The organism is Paraglaciecola marina (assembly GCF_004360155.1).
GTDB lineage: Bacteria > Pseudomonadota > Gammaproteobacteria > Enterobacterales > Alteromonadaceae > Paraglaciecola > Paraglaciecola marina.
In genome coordinates this window covers 24,760-40,898 of sequence record NZ_SAIS01000012.1, presented here as the reverse complement: position 1 = coordinate 40,898, position 16,139 = coordinate 24,760, and the positions used below count along the sequence as shown (strand labels likewise).

Here is a 16,139-nt window from a genome sequence, read left to right as displayed (position 1 = left end):
ATGAAGTTTGTTGCTGATGTTGGCGGTACCAATATACGTATCGCCCAAGTAGATGGAGCTAGTATTAGTAACATAAAAAAATATTTGTGTGCTGATTTTGCTACCATCACTGGTGCTATAAAGGCCTATTTTACTGAATATTCTAACGTTACATTTAGTGCTGGCTGTCTTGGTGTTGCTTGCCCTGTTACAGGCGACAAGATATCAATGACGAATAACCATTGGGATTTTTCTATAGCTGATTTGCAGCAAGAGTTGAACCTTAACTGGTTAGGTGTGATTAACGACTTTACAGCTGTAGCCCATGCAGTACCAGTGTTAAGCGACCAACAAAAATTCCAAGTTGGAGCTGGCTCAATTAAAGAGAACGAAAATATTGCAGTGTTTGGCCCTGGTACAGGTTTAGGTGTCAAACATTTAGCTCCTTCAGCAGATGGCTGGTTAGCGCTAGATGGCGAAGGTGGACACGTAGACTTTGCCGCAGTAGATGAGCTTGATATAGCCATTTTACGTTTTTTAACTAAAAAGCTAGGTCATGCTTCTGCTGAAGAGGTGTTATCTGGCCGTGGATTAGTACAGATATATCAGGCTCTTTCCGAATACGAACATTCTGAAGCTGAGTTAACGGATGCCGCAGATATTACTGAAAAAGCTCTCAATGGTAGTTGTGCTCTATGTGTGGCTACTTTGAAACAATTCTGCAAAATTTTGGGTAGTTTTGCAGGAAACCTTGCCCTTAATATGGGAACACGTGGTGGCGTGTATATTGGTGGTGGCATTGCCCCCCGTTTCACCAAATTTATTCAAGAAAGTGAGTTTCGTGCGCGTTTCGAAGCAAAAGGTCGATTTAAAGACTATGTTGTTGGTATTCCCACTTTCATTATTACCGAGCCCGATCATGGTTTGATTGGAGCTATGGCCTATCTAAATCAAAATTTTAAAGGTTAAAATTCAATGACAAAAAATTGGAAAATGACATCAGAAGAAATATTCAGCCAGGGGCCAGTGGTGCCGGTTTTAGTTATTAAAAATGTTGAGCATGCGGTTCCTTTAGCGAAAGCTTTAATTGCAGGTGGTATAAAGGTTTTAGAAGTAACCTTAAGAACAGAAGCCGCATTGGAAGTTATTGCTAGAATAGCTAAAGAAGTTCCAGAAGCTGTAATCGGTGCAGGTACGGTAACTAATCGTGAGCAACTACAGCAGGTTATTGATGCCGGTGCTAAGTTTGCTATAAGCCCAGGTCTTACTACAGATTTGTTGAAAGCGGGTAATGAAGGCAGCATCGCACTTATTCCTGGTATCTCTTCAATCTCAGAATTGATGACGGCTAAAGACCTTGGTTATACCCATCTTAAATTCTTCCCTGCCGAAGCTTCTGGTGGTGTAAAAGCCCTTAAAGCGATTGGCGGACCTTGCCCAGAAATCACATTCTGTCCAACAGGTGGTATTAGTCCAAGTAATTACAATGACTACTTAGCTTTATCGAATGTAGCATGCTGTGGTGGCTCTTGGTTAGCACCAGAAGACGCGATGGAAAATGGCGAGTGGGATAAAATCACTCAGTTAGCAAAAGAAGCAATTGCTGGCGTTAGATAAGCTTAGTTTATTCAACGGCCAATAAAGCAAAGTTGAAAATCCGCTAGTGAAAACCAGCGGATTTTTTTATGTCTGAAGTCTTTTTAAGTGATTTTGTATATAGTGATAAAAAGGTAGCATTTTTAGCAGTTCTTCTATGGGAAGTATCGCAAATGCCCAGAAAACAGAGAGCTCAAAATAAAGGATTAACAGTGCGCAAAGAGGTAGTGCTAGGCACCATTGGGTAATGATGTGAATTTTTAATACCAGCTCGCTGTCACCTAAAGCTCTGAGGATGTTACCTGAGACTGTGTTGTAGGCCCGTAAAATAGGAATTGCTATATATAAAGGAGTAATGAGTATTAAGGCTAGGTGAGTTTCAGCATCTAAGTCTGGATACACCCAATGCATAAAGTAACTTAGCATTAATAACAATGCAGCCACTATCACAGATACTTGCACCCCAATTCTGGTACTTTTCGGAATAAACTCTTTTAACATTGCAGTATCGTTTTTCCCTAATGCCTGACTGATACTTATGGCTGAAGCTTGGGCCCAAGAGTTGGGAAATTGGGTTGCAGCCCGAAGCCATGGGAAAATTAATGTAATGGCTACAAATGAATACAAATTAAGTTGCGCGAAAAGTAATTGATATACTGTGGCCCCAATAGATAGCACGAAAAAATTAGCTGCGATTGGACATATCTCTGCAAATTGTGGCTGAATCTCTTTCCAAAAGCTTCGTTGTTTGGGGAAAGTCAACACTATTTCATTGTCAAACTTTAAAGTGAGGTAAAGAAATAGAGATCGAAACAGTATTGCAATAAGGCTTCCCCATGCGGCCCCTTCTAAACCTAACCCTTCATATCCTAGACCACCATATATTAGTAGGTAGCTAAGTAGGGCATTGATGGGTAACTCAATCACAAAGCCTTTTAATGGCACTTTAGTTTTTCCTGTACCATTACAATAGGCGGTACAGACCTGAGTATAAGCGGTCAGTAAAACAATGTATTTTGTAATAGAAATATAGGCTTCGACTTGTTCTATTAGAGCAATGTTGTTTGTAATAAGTTTAATTAAGTCGTTACTAAATACGCTTAATAATAACAAGAATATCAAAGAGGTGAGTGTATTAAGTGCTAGGCCAGACCAATAGGCGACGGCGAGTTCTGCTTGGCTTTTAGAGCCAAAAGCTCTGCCCACTAATAACTGAATGCCATTACCAATGGCAATTTCAATACCTAAAACAAACGCTATAATTGTGGTAGCGATTCCCATGGCTGCAACAGGTAGTTCACCTAACGGGGCCACTAAAAACGTGTCAATCATCAACATGGATTGAACTAACAATGCGTTAAACGCCAGCGGCCACGCAATCGCAAAGCTATGTCTTAAAGTTGTAGTAGATGCGTTCAATTTAAAGCCTATGACTGTTAAGACTGTATTGTGTAGAGAAGAGCAATTGGTATAAGCCTACAGTCTGCAACAAAGATCAAAAAGCATTTAGGCAGAATCCTTCTGGCAGTGTTTGTACTGTATTTCTATAGCCTAAGCATTTAGCCATCTAGAGTAACTACACATTACTTATGCTGCAAGTTATGGAAACGTCATAATTTCGGTGGGTGACGGCGGCTGGATGGGGTGATAAGTTTTAAAGAAACTTAGTTTCAAGCCAAAGACGTACTAAATGCCCCAGTGTTTATGGGCGGGCTTAGTACGCCTATGGTATTCAACTTGGTTACTGAACTTCTATGGTTACCTTAATAATAGATACTTCTTCACTAGGACGGCCACTTCTAGAACCTAGCTTTTCTATCTCTTTTAATACATCCATACCTTCAGTGACTTCACCAAAAATAGTGTGTTTTCCATCTAGCCAAGGAGTAGCCGCAAAGGTTAGGAAAAACTGACTACCATCGGTGTTGGGCCCTGCGTTTGCCATACTTAATTGACCAGCTGCTGCATGGGTTACTTCATCACTAAATTCACCTGCATACTTATAACCAGGATTTCCTCTCCCAGTACCTAAAGGGTCTCCTCCTTGTGCCATAAAGCCAGGAATAATTCGATGAAATAACAAACCGTCATAAAACCCTAATTTTGTAAGATAAATGGTACTAGAAACGTGCAAAGGAGCGACGTCTGGTTTGAATGTTACTGTGATATCACCATGGCTAGTGGTTAATTTCCAAAGGTAAGTCTTATCTGCTGTAAAGGTTAACTCTGGTGGTTGAGATAAGTTTGTTTTCCACGTTTTAGAGGTTTTATCAATGTCTTGTTCTGCAATAAATTGATCCACTTGTTTGATGGCTTTATCAGTAAACAAGTCACAACTTGAAAACAATAAGGTGATGAAAATTACAATACAAATAGGTGTACTTAACGACAAGTAAGGCTTCATGTAACAGGTCTATGGTTTAATTAACTAGATATCTAGTTTAAACACCTTTGAATTACGTTGAAAGTTGTAAAGTTGTTTCTTTTTAGCGGGAAGGTCATCAAGGCTAGCTTGCTTAAAGCCTTGCTCTTGAAACCAATGTGCAGTGACAGTGGTTAATACAAATATGGTACTGAGCCCTTGCTGCTGTGCATGCTTCTTGATGGCTTCGAGTAATCGCTCGCCACGATTTCCTCCTCTGTAATCTGGGTGCGTAGCGACACACGCTAACTCTCCCATTTCATCTTCTGTATAGGGGTAAAGTGCAGCGCAAGCTATGGTCATACCATCTCTTTCAAGCAACATAAATTGCTCTATTTCTTGCTCTAATCTTTCTCTTGAGCGCGTGACTAAAATACCTTTTTCTTCTAAAGGTTTAATTAGCGTTAAAATACCAGCCACATCCTCAACATTTGCGTGCCTTAACTGTTCGTAAGAACGTTGCGATATTAATGAGCCCGCGCCGTCTCGAGTAAACAGTTCTTGTAATAGAGCACCATCTTGGCGGTAACTCACACAGTGACAGCGGCTAATACCCGCTTCTAGGCTTGAGATTATGGCTCGAAATAACTGCTTTTCAGGTGCGTAAAAAGGCTGGGTGAGCATTTCATTGATTTGATCTAATTCTATGCTTCTAAGTAGTCTTCCATCTTCAGATATCAAGCCATCTTGTTCTCTAAATAAGATTAGCTTGTCAGCATTCAACGCAATTGCAGCATTGGTGGCAACATCTTTGTGTGAAAGGTTAAATACTTCACCTGTCGCCGAATAGCCCATGGGAGGTAACAAAACAATAGAGCCGTCATTAAGGTGATCGTTTATACCGTCTACATCAATACGGCGCACTAGGCCGGTATTCTCGTAGTCCACACCATCTTGCACGCCTATTGGCATAGCGACTACTAAGTTTCCAGAGCACACTCTTATTTGTGAGCCATGCATTGGGGAGTTGGCTAACCCCATAGTAAGTAAAGCTTCGACCTGAGATCTTACCGATCCTGCCGCGTCTTTTACGCATTCTAGGGTTTGTTTGTTAGTAATACGCACGTCTTGATGAAAACGAGGGGTTAAACCTCTGAGTAACGCGCGTTCATCAATTTGTGGTCGTGCACCATGCACTAATACTAGTCTTACACCTAGGCTATTTAATAGCGCGATATCGTGAATAATATTGGCAAAGTTTTCCTCTTCGATGGCCTCACCACCAAACATCAGCACAAAGGTTTTACCCCTATGAGCATTGATGTATGGCGCTGAGTTGCGAATGATTTTTACGCTATCGATATGAGATACAACCACTATTGAGTCCTTAGCTACTTTTGGCTAATTCAGCATCTAAGGCTGCAGAGACAGGCTTTATGCCTGTTCCACCTAAGATACTACGTTTGTCTACTAAATATTCTAATTGTAGAATTTCGTAGACATCATCTTCAATTAAATCAGAGTACTTCTTAAGCTCTTCAAGACTAAGCTCTTCAATGGCTTTTTTCTGCTCTAGGGCTGCCAGTACAACTTGACCAGAAATATCGTGGGCAGTTCTAAATGGAATTCCTTTTGCTACAAGGTAGTCTGCAAGCTCAGTTGCGTTTGCATACCCTTCACGGGCTGCCTTAGCACAACGCTCAGAATCTAATTTAATGCTATCGATAACCTCACAGGCAATGCATAAGCAAATATGCCATTGAGTGACAGCATCTAATAGGCCTTCTTTGTCTTCTTGCATATCTTTATTGTATGCCAAAGGTAGACCTTTCATAGTGACTAGCATGCCTTGTAAGCTGCCAAAAACTCGGCCGCATTTACCACGCATCAGCTCTAAGGCATCAGGGTTTTTCTTTTGAGGCATTAAAGAAGAGCCAGATGTTACTTCATCACCTAAGGTAATAAAGCCAGCTTCACCTGAGTTGAAGAATATTAAATCTTCAGCCATGCGAGACATATGCATCATGCTGGTACTTGCTGCAAAAAGTAACTCTAGCACAAAGTCACGGTCTGATACTGCGTCTAAACTATTCAAACATGGGCTATCAAACCCCAGCTCGTTTGCAATCTCTTGGCGATCAATTGGGTAGGTAGTTCCAGCCAAAGCACCGCAACCCAATGGAGATTGATTCATACGGGCTTTCAAATCAACTAAACGGCTAATATCTCGCTTAAACATTTCTACGTAAGCTAAGCACCAGTGGGGGTAGCGTACTGGCTGCGCACGTTGCAAGTGAGTATAGCCTGGCAAAATAACCGTTTTATTATTACTAGCAGTGCCAACCAAAGACGCTTTAACGTGCTCTAAATCAGCTATGAGTAGGTCAACGTGTTCACGTGTCCACAATTTAAAGTCTGTGGCTACTTGGTCATTTCGGCTACGGCCAGTATGTAATTTACGGGCAATATCGCCAAGCTGTTCAATTAAGGTAGCTTCAACAAAGCTGTGAATATCTTCTTCACTGCTAGCATCAAAATCTAGAGTGCCATCTTCTGCTTTAACTAACAAAGCTTGTAAGGCACTTTCGAGTTGTTGTTGCTCGTCTTGGGTTAATACACCTGCTTTGCAGATGGCTTTTGACCAAGCGATTGACCCCCTAATATCTTGGCTTGCTAACGCGCGATCAAAGGGTAATGAGTCATTAACCCTTCTAAACATAGCACTACTGCCATCTTGAAAACGTCCGCCCCACAAACTCATTATTCGATACCTGTGTTTTTGAAAGCGATACCTTTTTTATTCATCGCATCTATACGACTAGACAAGCTGAATAAGCGGATAAACCCTTCGGCATGGCTTTGGTCGTAAACATCGTCAGCACCAAATGTGGCGAAGTCTTCTGAATACAAGCTGTTAGGTGATTTTCTTTGAACAACTGTTGCTTGGCCTTTATACAGTTTAACAACTATTTCGCCGGTTACTTTTTGAGCAAAGCTTGCTGCGCCTGCTAACAATGCATCGTTTAGGGCTGTAAACCAACGGCCGTCATACATTACGTGTGAATATTCTAAGCCAATCTGCTCACGGTATTTAAGTGATGATTTGTCTAGTACTAAACACTCTAGCGCTTTGTACGCCGCCATCATGACTGTGCCGCCTGGGGTTTCATAACAACCGCGAGACTTCATACCCACTAATCGGTTTTCAACGATATCAATACGACCTACACCATGTGCAGCGGCGATTTCGTTCAGTTTCATTAACACACCGTAAGGAGTTAATTCTTCGTCATTAACTTTTGTCAATTTACCATGGTCGAAAGTAAGGTGAACACGTACTGCTTCATCTGGCGCATCTTCTGGATCAACTGTCATAGTCCAGATCCCTTTAGTTGGCTCACACCAAGGATCTTCTAGTTCGCCCCCTTCGTGAGATATATGCCAAGCGTTTGCGTCGCGGCTATAGATTTTGGTGAGTGATGCTGAGCAAGGAATGTTACGCTCTGCTAGGTAATCTAGTAAATCTTCACGAGATACCATGTTCCATTCACGCCAAGGAGCGATAACTGTTAACTCTGGAGCAAGTGCTGCAAAGGTACCTTCAAAACGTACTTGGTCATTACCTTTACCTGTACAACCATGACATAATGCATCAGCGCCAACTTTACGGGCAATTTCTACCTGAGCTTTAGCAATAATTGGGCGGGCCATAGACGTACCTAATAGGTACTCACCTTCGTAAACTGCACCAGTTGTAATGGTTGGATAGATATAATCAGATACAAACTCTTCTTTTAGATCAACTATATAGCATTCACTAGCACCTGTTGCGATAGCTTTTTCGTGCAAGCCGATAAGCTCTTCTTCGCCTTGACCAACATCAGCTGCAAAGGCAATAACTTCACAGTCATAATTTTCCTTTAACCAAGGAATGATTGCTGATGTATCTAATCCGCCTGAATAGGCTAGTACTACTTTTTTGATTGGTTTATTTTTTGCAATTGCCATGATGTATCCTGTAATTATCAGCTATAGCTTTTGAGCTAGCAGCTAAGCTGCGTTTAATTTGTTTTAATGAATTGGGTCAATCTAGTTGATCCAAGGTTATCTTTATTTATTACTTACTACCGATAGAGGCTAGTTTAAATTTTTGGTTCGAAACCTTTAGCTAATAGTTCAACTAAAATTGCATTTTGACCATGCATACGGTTTTCTGCCTGTTGAAATAAGAGAGACTGCTTACCGTCAATTAAGCTGCCGCTAATTTCTAAGTCCCGGTGCGCCGGTTGACAATGTAAAACATAATCAGCACCTGTTTTTTCCATCAAGGCTTCATTTAGTTCATAGCCAGCAAAGGTATCCTTTATATCTGCAAGAGGGGTGTCATCACCCATAGATAACCAAGTGTCGGTATACAATACTTGAGCGCCAATGGCTGCATCAATGTTTGTGCTAAGAGTTAATTTACCACCAAACTCAGCTGCGCGCTTTTCTGTTAGGGCGATAATGTCAGAGTCGACCTCATACCCTTTAGGTGTGATCACGATTACTTCACAACCTAGGGCTACGCCAACAAGCATAAGTGAATGAGTAACGTTGTTACCATCACCTATATAAGCAAGTTTTACTTTGCTAATGTCTTCGTAATGCTCACTAATCGTTAGGTAGTCAGCGACAGCCTGACAAGGATGGTACATGTCGCATAAAGCATTAATAACTGGTACTTTTGCTGATTCGGCTAGTTCTTCTAATGTGCTATGAGCAAATACTCGAGCAACTATGGCGTCTGCCCAGCAAGCTAAATTAGCTCCCATGTCTTTCACATCTTCACGGCCTGCTAATTTATTTGATTGGCTGTCTAAGTAAACTAAATGTCCACCTAGTTTATTGATGCCAATATCAAAGCTTACTCGTGTTCGCAGTGAAGGTTTCTCAAATAAAGCCACTACAGACAATCCGTCTAATGCAGTACGATATGCCTTAGGGTTACTTTTTATGGTTTTCGCTAATGTAAGCAACTCGGTTAGTTGCTCTGCGCTCCAATCTTTAAATGAGAGAAGATCTTTTTTCATGATCATACCTTGTCTATTTCTACGTATTTAATGTGCTGTAATTATTGAGGGCGTGATTTTGCTTCCAATTGCTTGTTGTTGCAACAGTCCAAGCAGTTTTTCTGAGTTTTTCCAGCTCGCAATGGTAACGCTACGGCCTAAACTGGTTGCAGCGGTCAGCGCCGCTTGTACTTTAACAATCATGCCATCACGAATAACATTTTGTGCAATTAGCTGCTCAATGATCTCTGTATCTAATTGTTCAATTAGCGTTTTGTCTGCGTCTAGCACTCCAGGTACATCAGATAGCAGTATTAACTGAGCGTTTAGTAGTTGTGCTACAACAGTGGCTGCTTGGTCTGCATTTACATTAAGTAAATTACCAGATGAGTCTGCTCCAATCGAACTAATGATGGGCAACATATCAGTTGTGGCTAACGCATCAAGTAATGTATTTTCAGCTGCCACTACAGAGCCCACAGAGCCCAAGTCTTCTCGTAATACTGTTGTAGTACACATGTTGCCATCAGCTAAGCTTAAACCTACAGGGATTATGCCTGCTCTGATGGCTAATCCGCAAAGTTGTTTATTAGCAGTACCAGCCAGAGCGCCTGTAATGAAGGGCATATGCTCTTTGGGAGTGACTCGTAAGCCATCTATTTTCTGACTGGGTAGATTGAGAGCAAGTAATAGCTCCTCAACCATAGTGCCGCCGCCATGTACAAGCACCACTTGATATTGATCTTGCAGTTTGGCTATCGTATTAAGTAACTGAATGGCTACTTCAGGGGCTTGCATAAATGCCCCTCCCACTTTAATCACTAAGCTTTGTTTTGTTGTCATAGTTAATTTACCAATCCAATGTGAGATTCAAAGCCAAAACGTAAATTGGCACATTGCATAGCTTGAGATGCAGCACCTTTTAATAGGTTGTCTATTGCACTGCTCACTATTAGGTAGCCGGTCTTTTCGTCTAATTTCCAGAATAAGTCACAATATGGGGTGTGGGTGACATCATCGATTTTTGGCCAGCTATTTCTAAGCCGCACAATTGAGCTATTTCTATAAGCCGTTTGGTAAGCTGCATCTATTTGAGTCTGGGTAGTTCCCGCTGGTGTTTTCACACATATAGTTGCCAATATTCCTCGCTTAAAATTGCCCAAGTGAGGTGTGAAAATAACAGGAGCACCCAGATAATCAGCAATTTCAGGTTGATGTCTATGGCCAAGTACACCATAAGCTTGCAGGCTGACTTCGGTGAAACTGCTCGTTAATGATGCTTTACGGCCGGCACCAGATACACCCGATGTAGCATTAATTATGGGTAAATGTGCTGGGTCAATCAGCTGCTGTTGCTGTAATGGTTTAAGTGCGGTTAAAGAAGCTGTGGGGTAACAACCTGGCACAGCGACTAAATTTGCGATACTTATTTGATCTTGGTGCCAGTCGGCTAGGCCGTAAACTGCCTGGGTTAGTAAGTCTGCTGCTGTATGCTCGAATCCATAGTAATCTGCGAAAACTTGTTTATCTTTAATTCTGAATGCGCCAGATAGATCCATGATTACAGCTTTTTTACCCGTTAATTCTGCCATCCATTTATGACTGGCTTCATGGGGAGTGGCTAAAAATATCAAATCGAATTCAGCTGCTAGATCCGATAATTTGCTTTCATCAATAGGTTGTAGGCTTAGGTTGATTTTATCAAAAAACTTTGGGTGAATATCCCCAAGTGATTTGCCGGCATCTGCGCTGTTACTTGAAACAAACAATTCGGATAGTTCAAAATTAGGATGCTGATTGACAATAGCTGCTAGCTCAGCGCCAGTGTATCCACTGGCTCCAATAATACATGTTTTGATCATGAAAAAATTCTCTATAAACTCAATAGTGAGTTGTGTGCTTACTTAAAATAAAGGGGGAAGAAAAAGCACTCTTTGCCAAAAAAGCTATTTTAAGGCAAAGAGTGGGCTACACGCCACAATTTCAACTATCGTCGAAACAAAATATTGGCGAAGCTAGGCAGGGAAGTGGAGCTAGAAATAATCATGTGCATATTCGTTAAGTAACCAAAATAAGTTAAAGTACAGATTAGAGTGACGTTTAATCACCAGCTAATACCTTTTTACAATCACTGTAGGATGTCATGTTTTGTATAGTTATGCAAATAAAGTGAATAAATATATAATGGGTCGGTTATGCCAAATTTATCTTTTATAGAACATTATAAATCTATCATAGCGACCCCTTCTATCAGTGCTTTCGAGCACGGTGCTGATCAGTCGAATAAGCAATTAATTGAGTTGTTATCAGGCTGGTTTGAGGCTGCAGGGTTTCATATAACTATTCAAAAAGTGCCTGATAGCCGCAATAAGTATAATATGTTAGCTAAAATTGGCTCGGGTGAAGGTGGCTTGTTGTTATCTGGGCATTCAGATACTGTGCCTTTTGATGAGCACCAGTGGCGATCTGATCCTTTTGTATTAAAGCAAAAAGATAACAAAATTTTCGGCTTAGGGACCTGTGATATGAAAGGTTTTTTTGCCTTTATTTTAGAAGCGATAAAAACAGTCCCTCTGCATAAACTCAAAAAACCATTATATATTTTGGCGACAGCGGATGAAGAAACCTCTATGGCTGGGGCTAGATTCTTTGCACAACAGCAACTAATAAAGCCTGATATGGCTATTATTGGTGAGCCCACTGAGTTGGTTCCAATATATAAGCACAAAGGCCATATCGCCCAAAGCCTGAATATTACAGGTAAAGCTGGCCACTCTAGTGACCCTGATAAAGGTGTAAATGCGATTGAAATAATGTACCAAGCAATTGGGCAATTAATGGATTTACAAACCAAGCTTCGCACTAAATTTCATGATGATGCGTTTTCAGTTCCCCATGTGACTATGAACTTAGGGCATATCCATGGCGGCGATGGCGAAAATCGTATTTGTGGCCATTGTAAGCTCAATTTTGATATGAGGGCTGTACCTGAATTGTCTGATGAGCACGCTCTGGCGCTAATAGATGAAGCTCTGGCTCCAGTATTCGCTAAATATCCAAATCGTTTGAACTTAGAATTGATGTATCCTACTGCGCCCGCTTTTTCCTGTCGGGATGAGCAAAATATTTTGGCGATAGCGGAACAATTAACGGGTAAAAAATTTCAAAGTGCTAACTATGCCACAGAAGCACCGTTTATTGACCAATTAGGGTGCGACACTATAGTGCTAGGGCCTGGCAGTATTGAACAAGCCCATCAGCCCGATGAATTTATGTCATTAGATTATGTAAATCCTACTGTAAACATATTGCAGCAAATGATCAGCAAAGTGTGTTTCTAAAATAGTAGGTTTAACACTTTTATCTTGTTACTCTGTTTTAAATTGTAAACATAAGGTTAAGTTATCCATGCAGAAAACCATTGCTTTGGTTGCCCACGATCACAAAAAACCAGATTTGGTTAAATGGTCATTGGCTCATAAAAATGAATTAAGTAAACATAAATTGGTTGCCACCGGCACGACAGGGGGCATATTGCAAAAAGAGTTAGCTCTAGATGTACATTGCTTTAAAAGTGGTCCGTTGGGCGGTGATCAGCAAATTGGTGCATTAATCGCGGAGAAAAAATTAGATTGTTTAATCTTTTTCTGGGATCCTCTTAATCCTGCTCCACATGATCCTGACGTAAAAGCTTTGTTGCGACTATGTTCTGTTTGGAATTTACCCGTTGCCTGTAATATGGCGACAGCTGATATGTTAATTACGTCTCCTTTCTTTATTGAAGGCGCTAGCTATCACAGAGATATTCCTGATTTATAGACTAGTGCATGAGACAAATATATATTTCTCAAATGGGAGTATTGCAAAAACAAATCTGACTTAAAAGTCAGATTTGTTTTAGTTGACTTCTAAGCACTTACAGTGGGCTCTTCATTCGAACGAACGGTAAGTAAGTGATTCAGAGCTGAAATAATGAAACTTGTACTATGGGCTGGTGATTGCGCATAAAACTGCTCCCAAGCCTGTATTTTATGTTCATCGTAATTCGCTTGATGGTCTGGGTATTCATCAATATGTGCTAAATTTACAGCATGACCAATAGTGACATCAATTACTATTGCTTCGTCTATCTTCAAACTTGGATTTTGTTCAAAAAAGCTAGCCAAAGCTTCTAAGGTTTCTATGGTGAGTTGTCGATATTCAGCAGCCTGAATATTGTTAAACATATGCTCTATTAGTAAAGCAAATGCTTGTTCGCCTTCAGTCATATCACTTAACACTAAACTACTACTGAGCCGATTACGCTTATCTAGCTTATTACCTATGACTAAACCGCTGGTATGGTGCAATATCTTCCATATTTTTGCTAAAAATTGATTAGAGCGTCTATCAATAATACCTTGATGTTGTCGCCACGCTAGCCAGCCTTCTTCAGGGATTGCTAACTTGTCTAAACCAAGATTTTGCTGCCAGTTTAGGGTTTGAGTATTACCCTGTGCGTGTAATGCTTCCATTTGTTGTGGTAAATCTGCCAAGGTTTGGAAGTCTTCTAAAACGGCTTCTAATCGTGATTGAATATCACAAGGTGACAGCCCCATTAATACTTCATAAGCTTGGTCTGCAGTGCTTTTTTCCGTTCGTACAATTTGACTGGTAAGTAAAATAATTAACTGGCTAGCACGAATAGTTAATAACTCACTGAATAACTCTGGGCGAGCTTTAATCAACAATCCAAGGTAGAGTAAAACTTCTTGGGTTAAAATTTGATCGCGAACATCTTCTCGGCAATATCGCCTAATACGTTGTAATAATTCATCATCGCTCAATGGGCGAGTGATAAGTGAATCGTCATGATATGAGCGCCCAACCTGTATGAACTTTTGAGCGACTAATAAATCACCTACTGCTAAGTCAATGTCACCTATAATTTTTCCTTGTAATCCAGCTGCTTGACGTAGTACTGACCACAGTCTTAAACGACCAGCATGGGCGTGAACTTCTTCAATTAGATCATACAATTTACGGTTTTGACCATCTAACTCAATACAAGACTCTAGGGATTGTATTGAGATTAATTGGGTTAATAGTGCAATTTGGAGAAACAGATTATTGGCATGGGATAACTGGTCCACAAGCGATGAGACATCGTTGTCCAACGCTATTTGCAATTCCTCATTAGGTGCAAGTGTATGATGCTTACCATCTAAAGGCAGCATGCAAGGCTTATGAAGAAGCTCAGCTAAAGGCTCTTTAGGTAAATTTAGATCATGTAAATGTTCCACATGCTCTACCTTTGCAGTGTTGAGTAATTGTGCCATATGCTCGTGACGCACAGGTATACCATCAACCATACCACTATCAATTTGTTTTACTAATGCGTAAAACGCCGTACGGTCTGTCTCTAACAAGTTATGGGTCAATAATACAGTGACAGTGGGACGGCCCAATTCTGTCCAGTTTCTATGCAAATAGCTTAACTCTGATTTAAAGTGACCCACTAAAAAGTCTATGTCGTAACTTAAAAAGTATTCTTGTTGCAAAAATGAAGGGGTTAGACACACTGCTTGTTGTTTACCCATCATGTAAACTCGGCTGGTGGTTAGGCTTTTTAATCCCCTAGCACTACGCCCTGTTAAGCCAAGAGAAGGGCATAATCCAATTTGCCCGTGTACTTTGGTGATATCTTCTGGGAGGTAAACTTTTACTGGTGAAATTTCTTCTAGCGTTTGCGTACTGACACCAAAGGTTTCTAATTCTTCCTGCAAAACACGATCTTCAGCTAAAAACACTATCTGCACTACTGGCTTCTTTGGTGTTTTCAAGTGTCGTCTACCTAGTGGGTCTAAATCGCCTGGGCGCAATAAATCATCTTCTAGCATTGAACCTAACAGGTATAGACTTTGCGCCCAGACTAAAGGCACGTTGTCGTTTGGCTCTCTAAGCTGAGAGCCTGGATTTTCTCGCTCTTGTTCAATATGGTCTTCTGGAACAAAATAAAGTTCCGGTAATAACTGCTGACCATCTTGTTCAACTAAAACTGTGTTGAGCCTTTCTCGGTAATGAGCTATTTGCTCTTTGTCATCACGGAAAATAGCGTCTAAGTAAAGATAGGTATAAAACAATGGCCATTCAGACTCTATATGCTCAAACTGTTTTAATTCTTGTTCTTCGTAATGTAGTCGCCCTTCGTCTTCAATTGCAGTTTGGTGACCATCCCGCAAAAACCGCTTCAGCCCATAATTACCTTCAAGCTTATTAATAATATCGTTGCGAACTTTTTTAGATAGTATTTTGTCTTTAACTGCAAATGCTGGATAACCGATAATGCTTAGTAAAGCTGCATCGGTTTCTTTGGTATTGGACTCTCTAGGTAACATTGCTGTTAAGGTAATATTAGATTGTGCAATGTTATCTGGCACTACGTGAATAACACTTGATTGTGAGCCCTTAGTGCCAAATAAATTGAAACCTGATAGTGATTCTAAGGCAGCTTTTGCCATACCAAGAGAACTTGCATTGAGTTCTACGTTGCCGCTATTGGTTTTAGCTCCTCGTTCCCAAATACCAAAATCTGGTGTGCGATAAGCACGCTCAATGTAATAAACTAAGTTTTGTATGAAGTTAACTTCTTCTTCTGTCCAAATTACATCTAGGCCAGATGCGATCATTTGTGTCATGGTCAGTAAAAACACAGAAGTTGCATCAATTTGCAAATGGCCCCATTCGCCATCTCCTACTACTGGCTCTCCGGTCGCAGTGTCATACTTAGCGTGCAGAGAATCAATAGGTGCTCGTGTTTTCTTAAATTTTTCTATTTTAGATGATTGGGCCATCATAGAGCGCAATAAAGCTCGCATAAGTTTTACTGTACGTTGCTGTAACTCAAAGCCCCTACCGTTATCGTTATCTAGGTTACGATAAGCAAGAGCTAATCCCCAAACGGCTAAAATACTGTAAACGTTGTCACGAACCCACGCATCTTGGTAATTGCCATGGACAGTAACGGCCGTACTGGCGGGGAGTAATCCAGAAATAGGATGTTGTTTATCGAGTATCACGGACTTTACTTGATCGTAATATTTATCAAGTTTGATTCGCAGTTGAATGTCTTCCATAAAGTCTCCTGATGGCCCTTATTATTAAGCCGATAT

13 protein-coding genes are annotated in these 16,139 nt (G+C 40.7%); 4 read left to right on the top strand and 9 right to left on the bottom strand.

Annotation, left to right across the window (positions count from 1 at the left end):
* Both EOK74_RS16200 and EOK74_RS16195 read left to right on the top strand, forming a co-directional pair.
* Nucleotides 1-948, top strand: a complete 948-nt coding sequence (locus tag EOK74_RS16200; RefSeq protein ID WP_133471091.1) for a glucokinase — start codon at nt 1-3, stop codon at nt 946-948.
* 6 nt (nt 949-954) lie between these two features.
* The gene (locus EOK74_RS16195) at nt 955-1,596 is read left to right on the top strand and encodes a bifunctional 4-hydroxy-2-oxoglutarate aldolase/2-dehydro-3-deoxy-phosphogluconate aldolase (RefSeq protein ID WP_133471090.1); all 642 of its coding nucleotides are present in this window, start codon (nt 955-957) and stop codon (nt 1,594-1,596) included.
* Between the two features lie 66 nt (nt 1,597-1,662).
* On the opposite strand, the gene EOK74_RS16190 is transcribed toward EOK74_RS16195, so the two are convergent.
* From EOK74_RS16190 to argC, 8 genes are all read right to left on the bottom strand, one after another.
* Nucleotides 1,663-2,994: an MATE family efflux transporter gene (locus tag EOK74_RS16190; RefSeq protein WP_239024139.1), complete on the bottom strand. Its 1,332-nt coding sequence runs from the start codon at nt 2,992-2,994 to the stop codon at nt 1,663-1,665.
* Nucleotides 2,995-3,316: 322 nt separating this feature from the next.
* A complete protein-coding gene (locus EOK74_RS16185) occupies nt 3,317-3,979 on the bottom strand; it encodes a peptidylprolyl isomerase (RefSeq protein ID WP_133471088.1) in 663 nt (220 codons plus the stop codon).
* A gap of 24 nt (nt 3,980-4,003) precedes the next feature.
* Complete coding sequence (gene argA, locus EOK74_RS16180; protein ID WP_133471086.1) at nt 4,004-5,314, bottom strand: amino-acid N-acetyltransferase; 1,311 nt, start codon at nt 5,312-5,314, stop codon at nt 4,004-4,006.
* Between the two features lie 10 nt (nt 5,315-5,324).
* Nucleotides 5,325-6,698: an argininosuccinate lyase gene (argH, locus tag EOK74_RS16175; RefSeq protein WP_133471085.1), complete on the bottom strand. Its 1,374-nt coding sequence runs from the start codon at nt 6,696-6,698 to the stop codon at nt 5,325-5,327.
* Nucleotides 6,698-7,945, bottom strand: coding sequence for an argininosuccinate synthase (locus tag EOK74_RS16170; protein ID WP_133471083.1), 1,248 nt, complete (start codon nt 7,943-7,945; stop codon nt 6,698-6,700). Before EOK74_RS16170 ends, argH begins: the two co-directional genes overlap by 1 nt.
* Before the next feature lie 134 nt (nt 7,946-8,079).
* The gene (locus tag EOK74_RS16165) at nt 8,080-9,009 is read right to left on the bottom strand and encodes an ornithine carbamoyltransferase (RefSeq protein WP_133471081.1); all 930 of its coding nucleotides are present in this window, start codon (nt 9,007-9,009) and stop codon (nt 8,080-8,082) included.
* Between the two features lie 27 nt (nt 9,010-9,036).
* Nucleotides 9,037-9,831, bottom strand: a complete 795-nt coding sequence (gene argB, locus EOK74_RS16160; RefSeq protein ID WP_133471080.1) for an acetylglutamate kinase — start codon at nt 9,829-9,831, stop codon at nt 9,037-9,039.
* A gap of 2 nt (nt 9,832-9,833) precedes the next feature.
* On the bottom strand, nt 9,834-10,850 hold the full coding sequence (argC, locus tag EOK74_RS16155) for an N-acetyl-gamma-glutamyl-phosphate reductase (RefSeq protein WP_133471078.1): 1,017 nt from the start codon (nt 10,848-10,850) through the stop codon (nt 9,834-9,836).
* A gap of 333 nt (nt 10,851-11,183) precedes the next feature.
* Between argC and argE the strand changes: the two genes are divergently transcribed.
* Complete coding sequence (gene argE / locus EOK74_RS16150) at nt 11,184-12,329, top strand: acetylornithine deacetylase (protein WP_133471076.1); 1,146 nt, start codon at nt 11,184-11,186, stop codon at nt 12,327-12,329.
* Between the two features lie 67 nt (nt 12,330-12,396).
* Nucleotides 12,397-12,807: a methylglyoxal synthase gene (locus EOK74_RS16145; RefSeq protein ID WP_133471074.1), complete on the top strand. Its 411-nt coding sequence runs from the start codon at nt 12,397-12,399 to the stop codon at nt 12,805-12,807.
* Nucleotides 12,808-12,896: 89 nt separating this feature from the next.
* Here the strand turns inward: EOK74_RS16145 and EOK74_RS16140 are convergent, their stop codons facing one another.
* Nucleotides 12,897-16,103: a glycoside hydrolase family 15 protein gene (locus tag EOK74_RS16140; RefSeq protein WP_133471073.1), complete on the bottom strand. Its 3,207-nt coding sequence runs from the start codon at nt 16,101-16,103 to the stop codon at nt 12,897-12,899.
* Nucleotides 16,104-16,139 lie beyond the last annotated feature (36 nt).

What these genes read in the sequence shown, in the direction of transcription:
- EOK74_RS16195 (WP_133471090.1), top strand. Translation starts at nt 955, where the DNA reads ATGACAAAAAATTGGAAAATGACATCAGAAGAAATATTCAGCCAGGGG.
- EOK74_RS16145 (WP_133471074.1), top strand. Translation starts at nt 12,397, where the DNA reads ATGCAGAAAACCATTGCTTTGGTTGCCCACGATCACAAAAAACCAGAT.
- EOK74_RS16140 (WP_133471073.1), bottom strand. Translation starts at nt 16,103, where the DNA reads ATGGAAGACATTCAACTGCGAATCAAACTTGATAAATATTACGATCAA.
- argC (WP_133471078.1), bottom strand. Translation starts at nt 10,850, where the DNA reads ATGATCAAAACATGTATTATTGGAGCCAGTGGATACACTGGCGCTGAG.
- EOK74_RS16165 (WP_133471081.1), bottom strand. Translation starts at nt 9,009, where the DNA reads ATGAAAAAAGATCTTCTCTCATTTAAAGATTGGAGCGCAGAGCAACTA.
- argH (WP_133471085.1), bottom strand. Translation starts at nt 6,698, where the DNA reads ATGAGTTTGTGGGGCGGACGTTTTCAAGATGGCAGTAGTGCTATGTTT.
- EOK74_RS16185 (WP_133471088.1), bottom strand. Translation starts at nt 3,979, where the DNA reads ATGAAGCCTTACTTGTCGTTAAGTACACCTATTTGTATTGTAATTTTC.
- argE (WP_133471076.1), top strand. Translation starts at nt 11,184, where the DNA reads ATGCCAAATTTATCTTTTATAGAACATTATAAATCTATCATAGCGACC.
- argB (WP_133471080.1), bottom strand. Translation starts at nt 9,831, where the DNA reads ATGACAACAAAACAAAGCTTAGTGATTAAAGTGGGAGGGGCATTTATG.
- EOK74_RS16200 (WP_133471091.1), top strand. Translation starts at nt 1, where the DNA reads ATGAAGTTTGTTGCTGATGTTGGCGGTACCAATATACGTATCGCCCAA.
- EOK74_RS16170 (WP_133471083.1), bottom strand. Translation starts at nt 7,945, where the DNA reads ATGGCAATTGCAAAAAATAAACCAATCAAAAAAGTAGTACTAGCCTAT.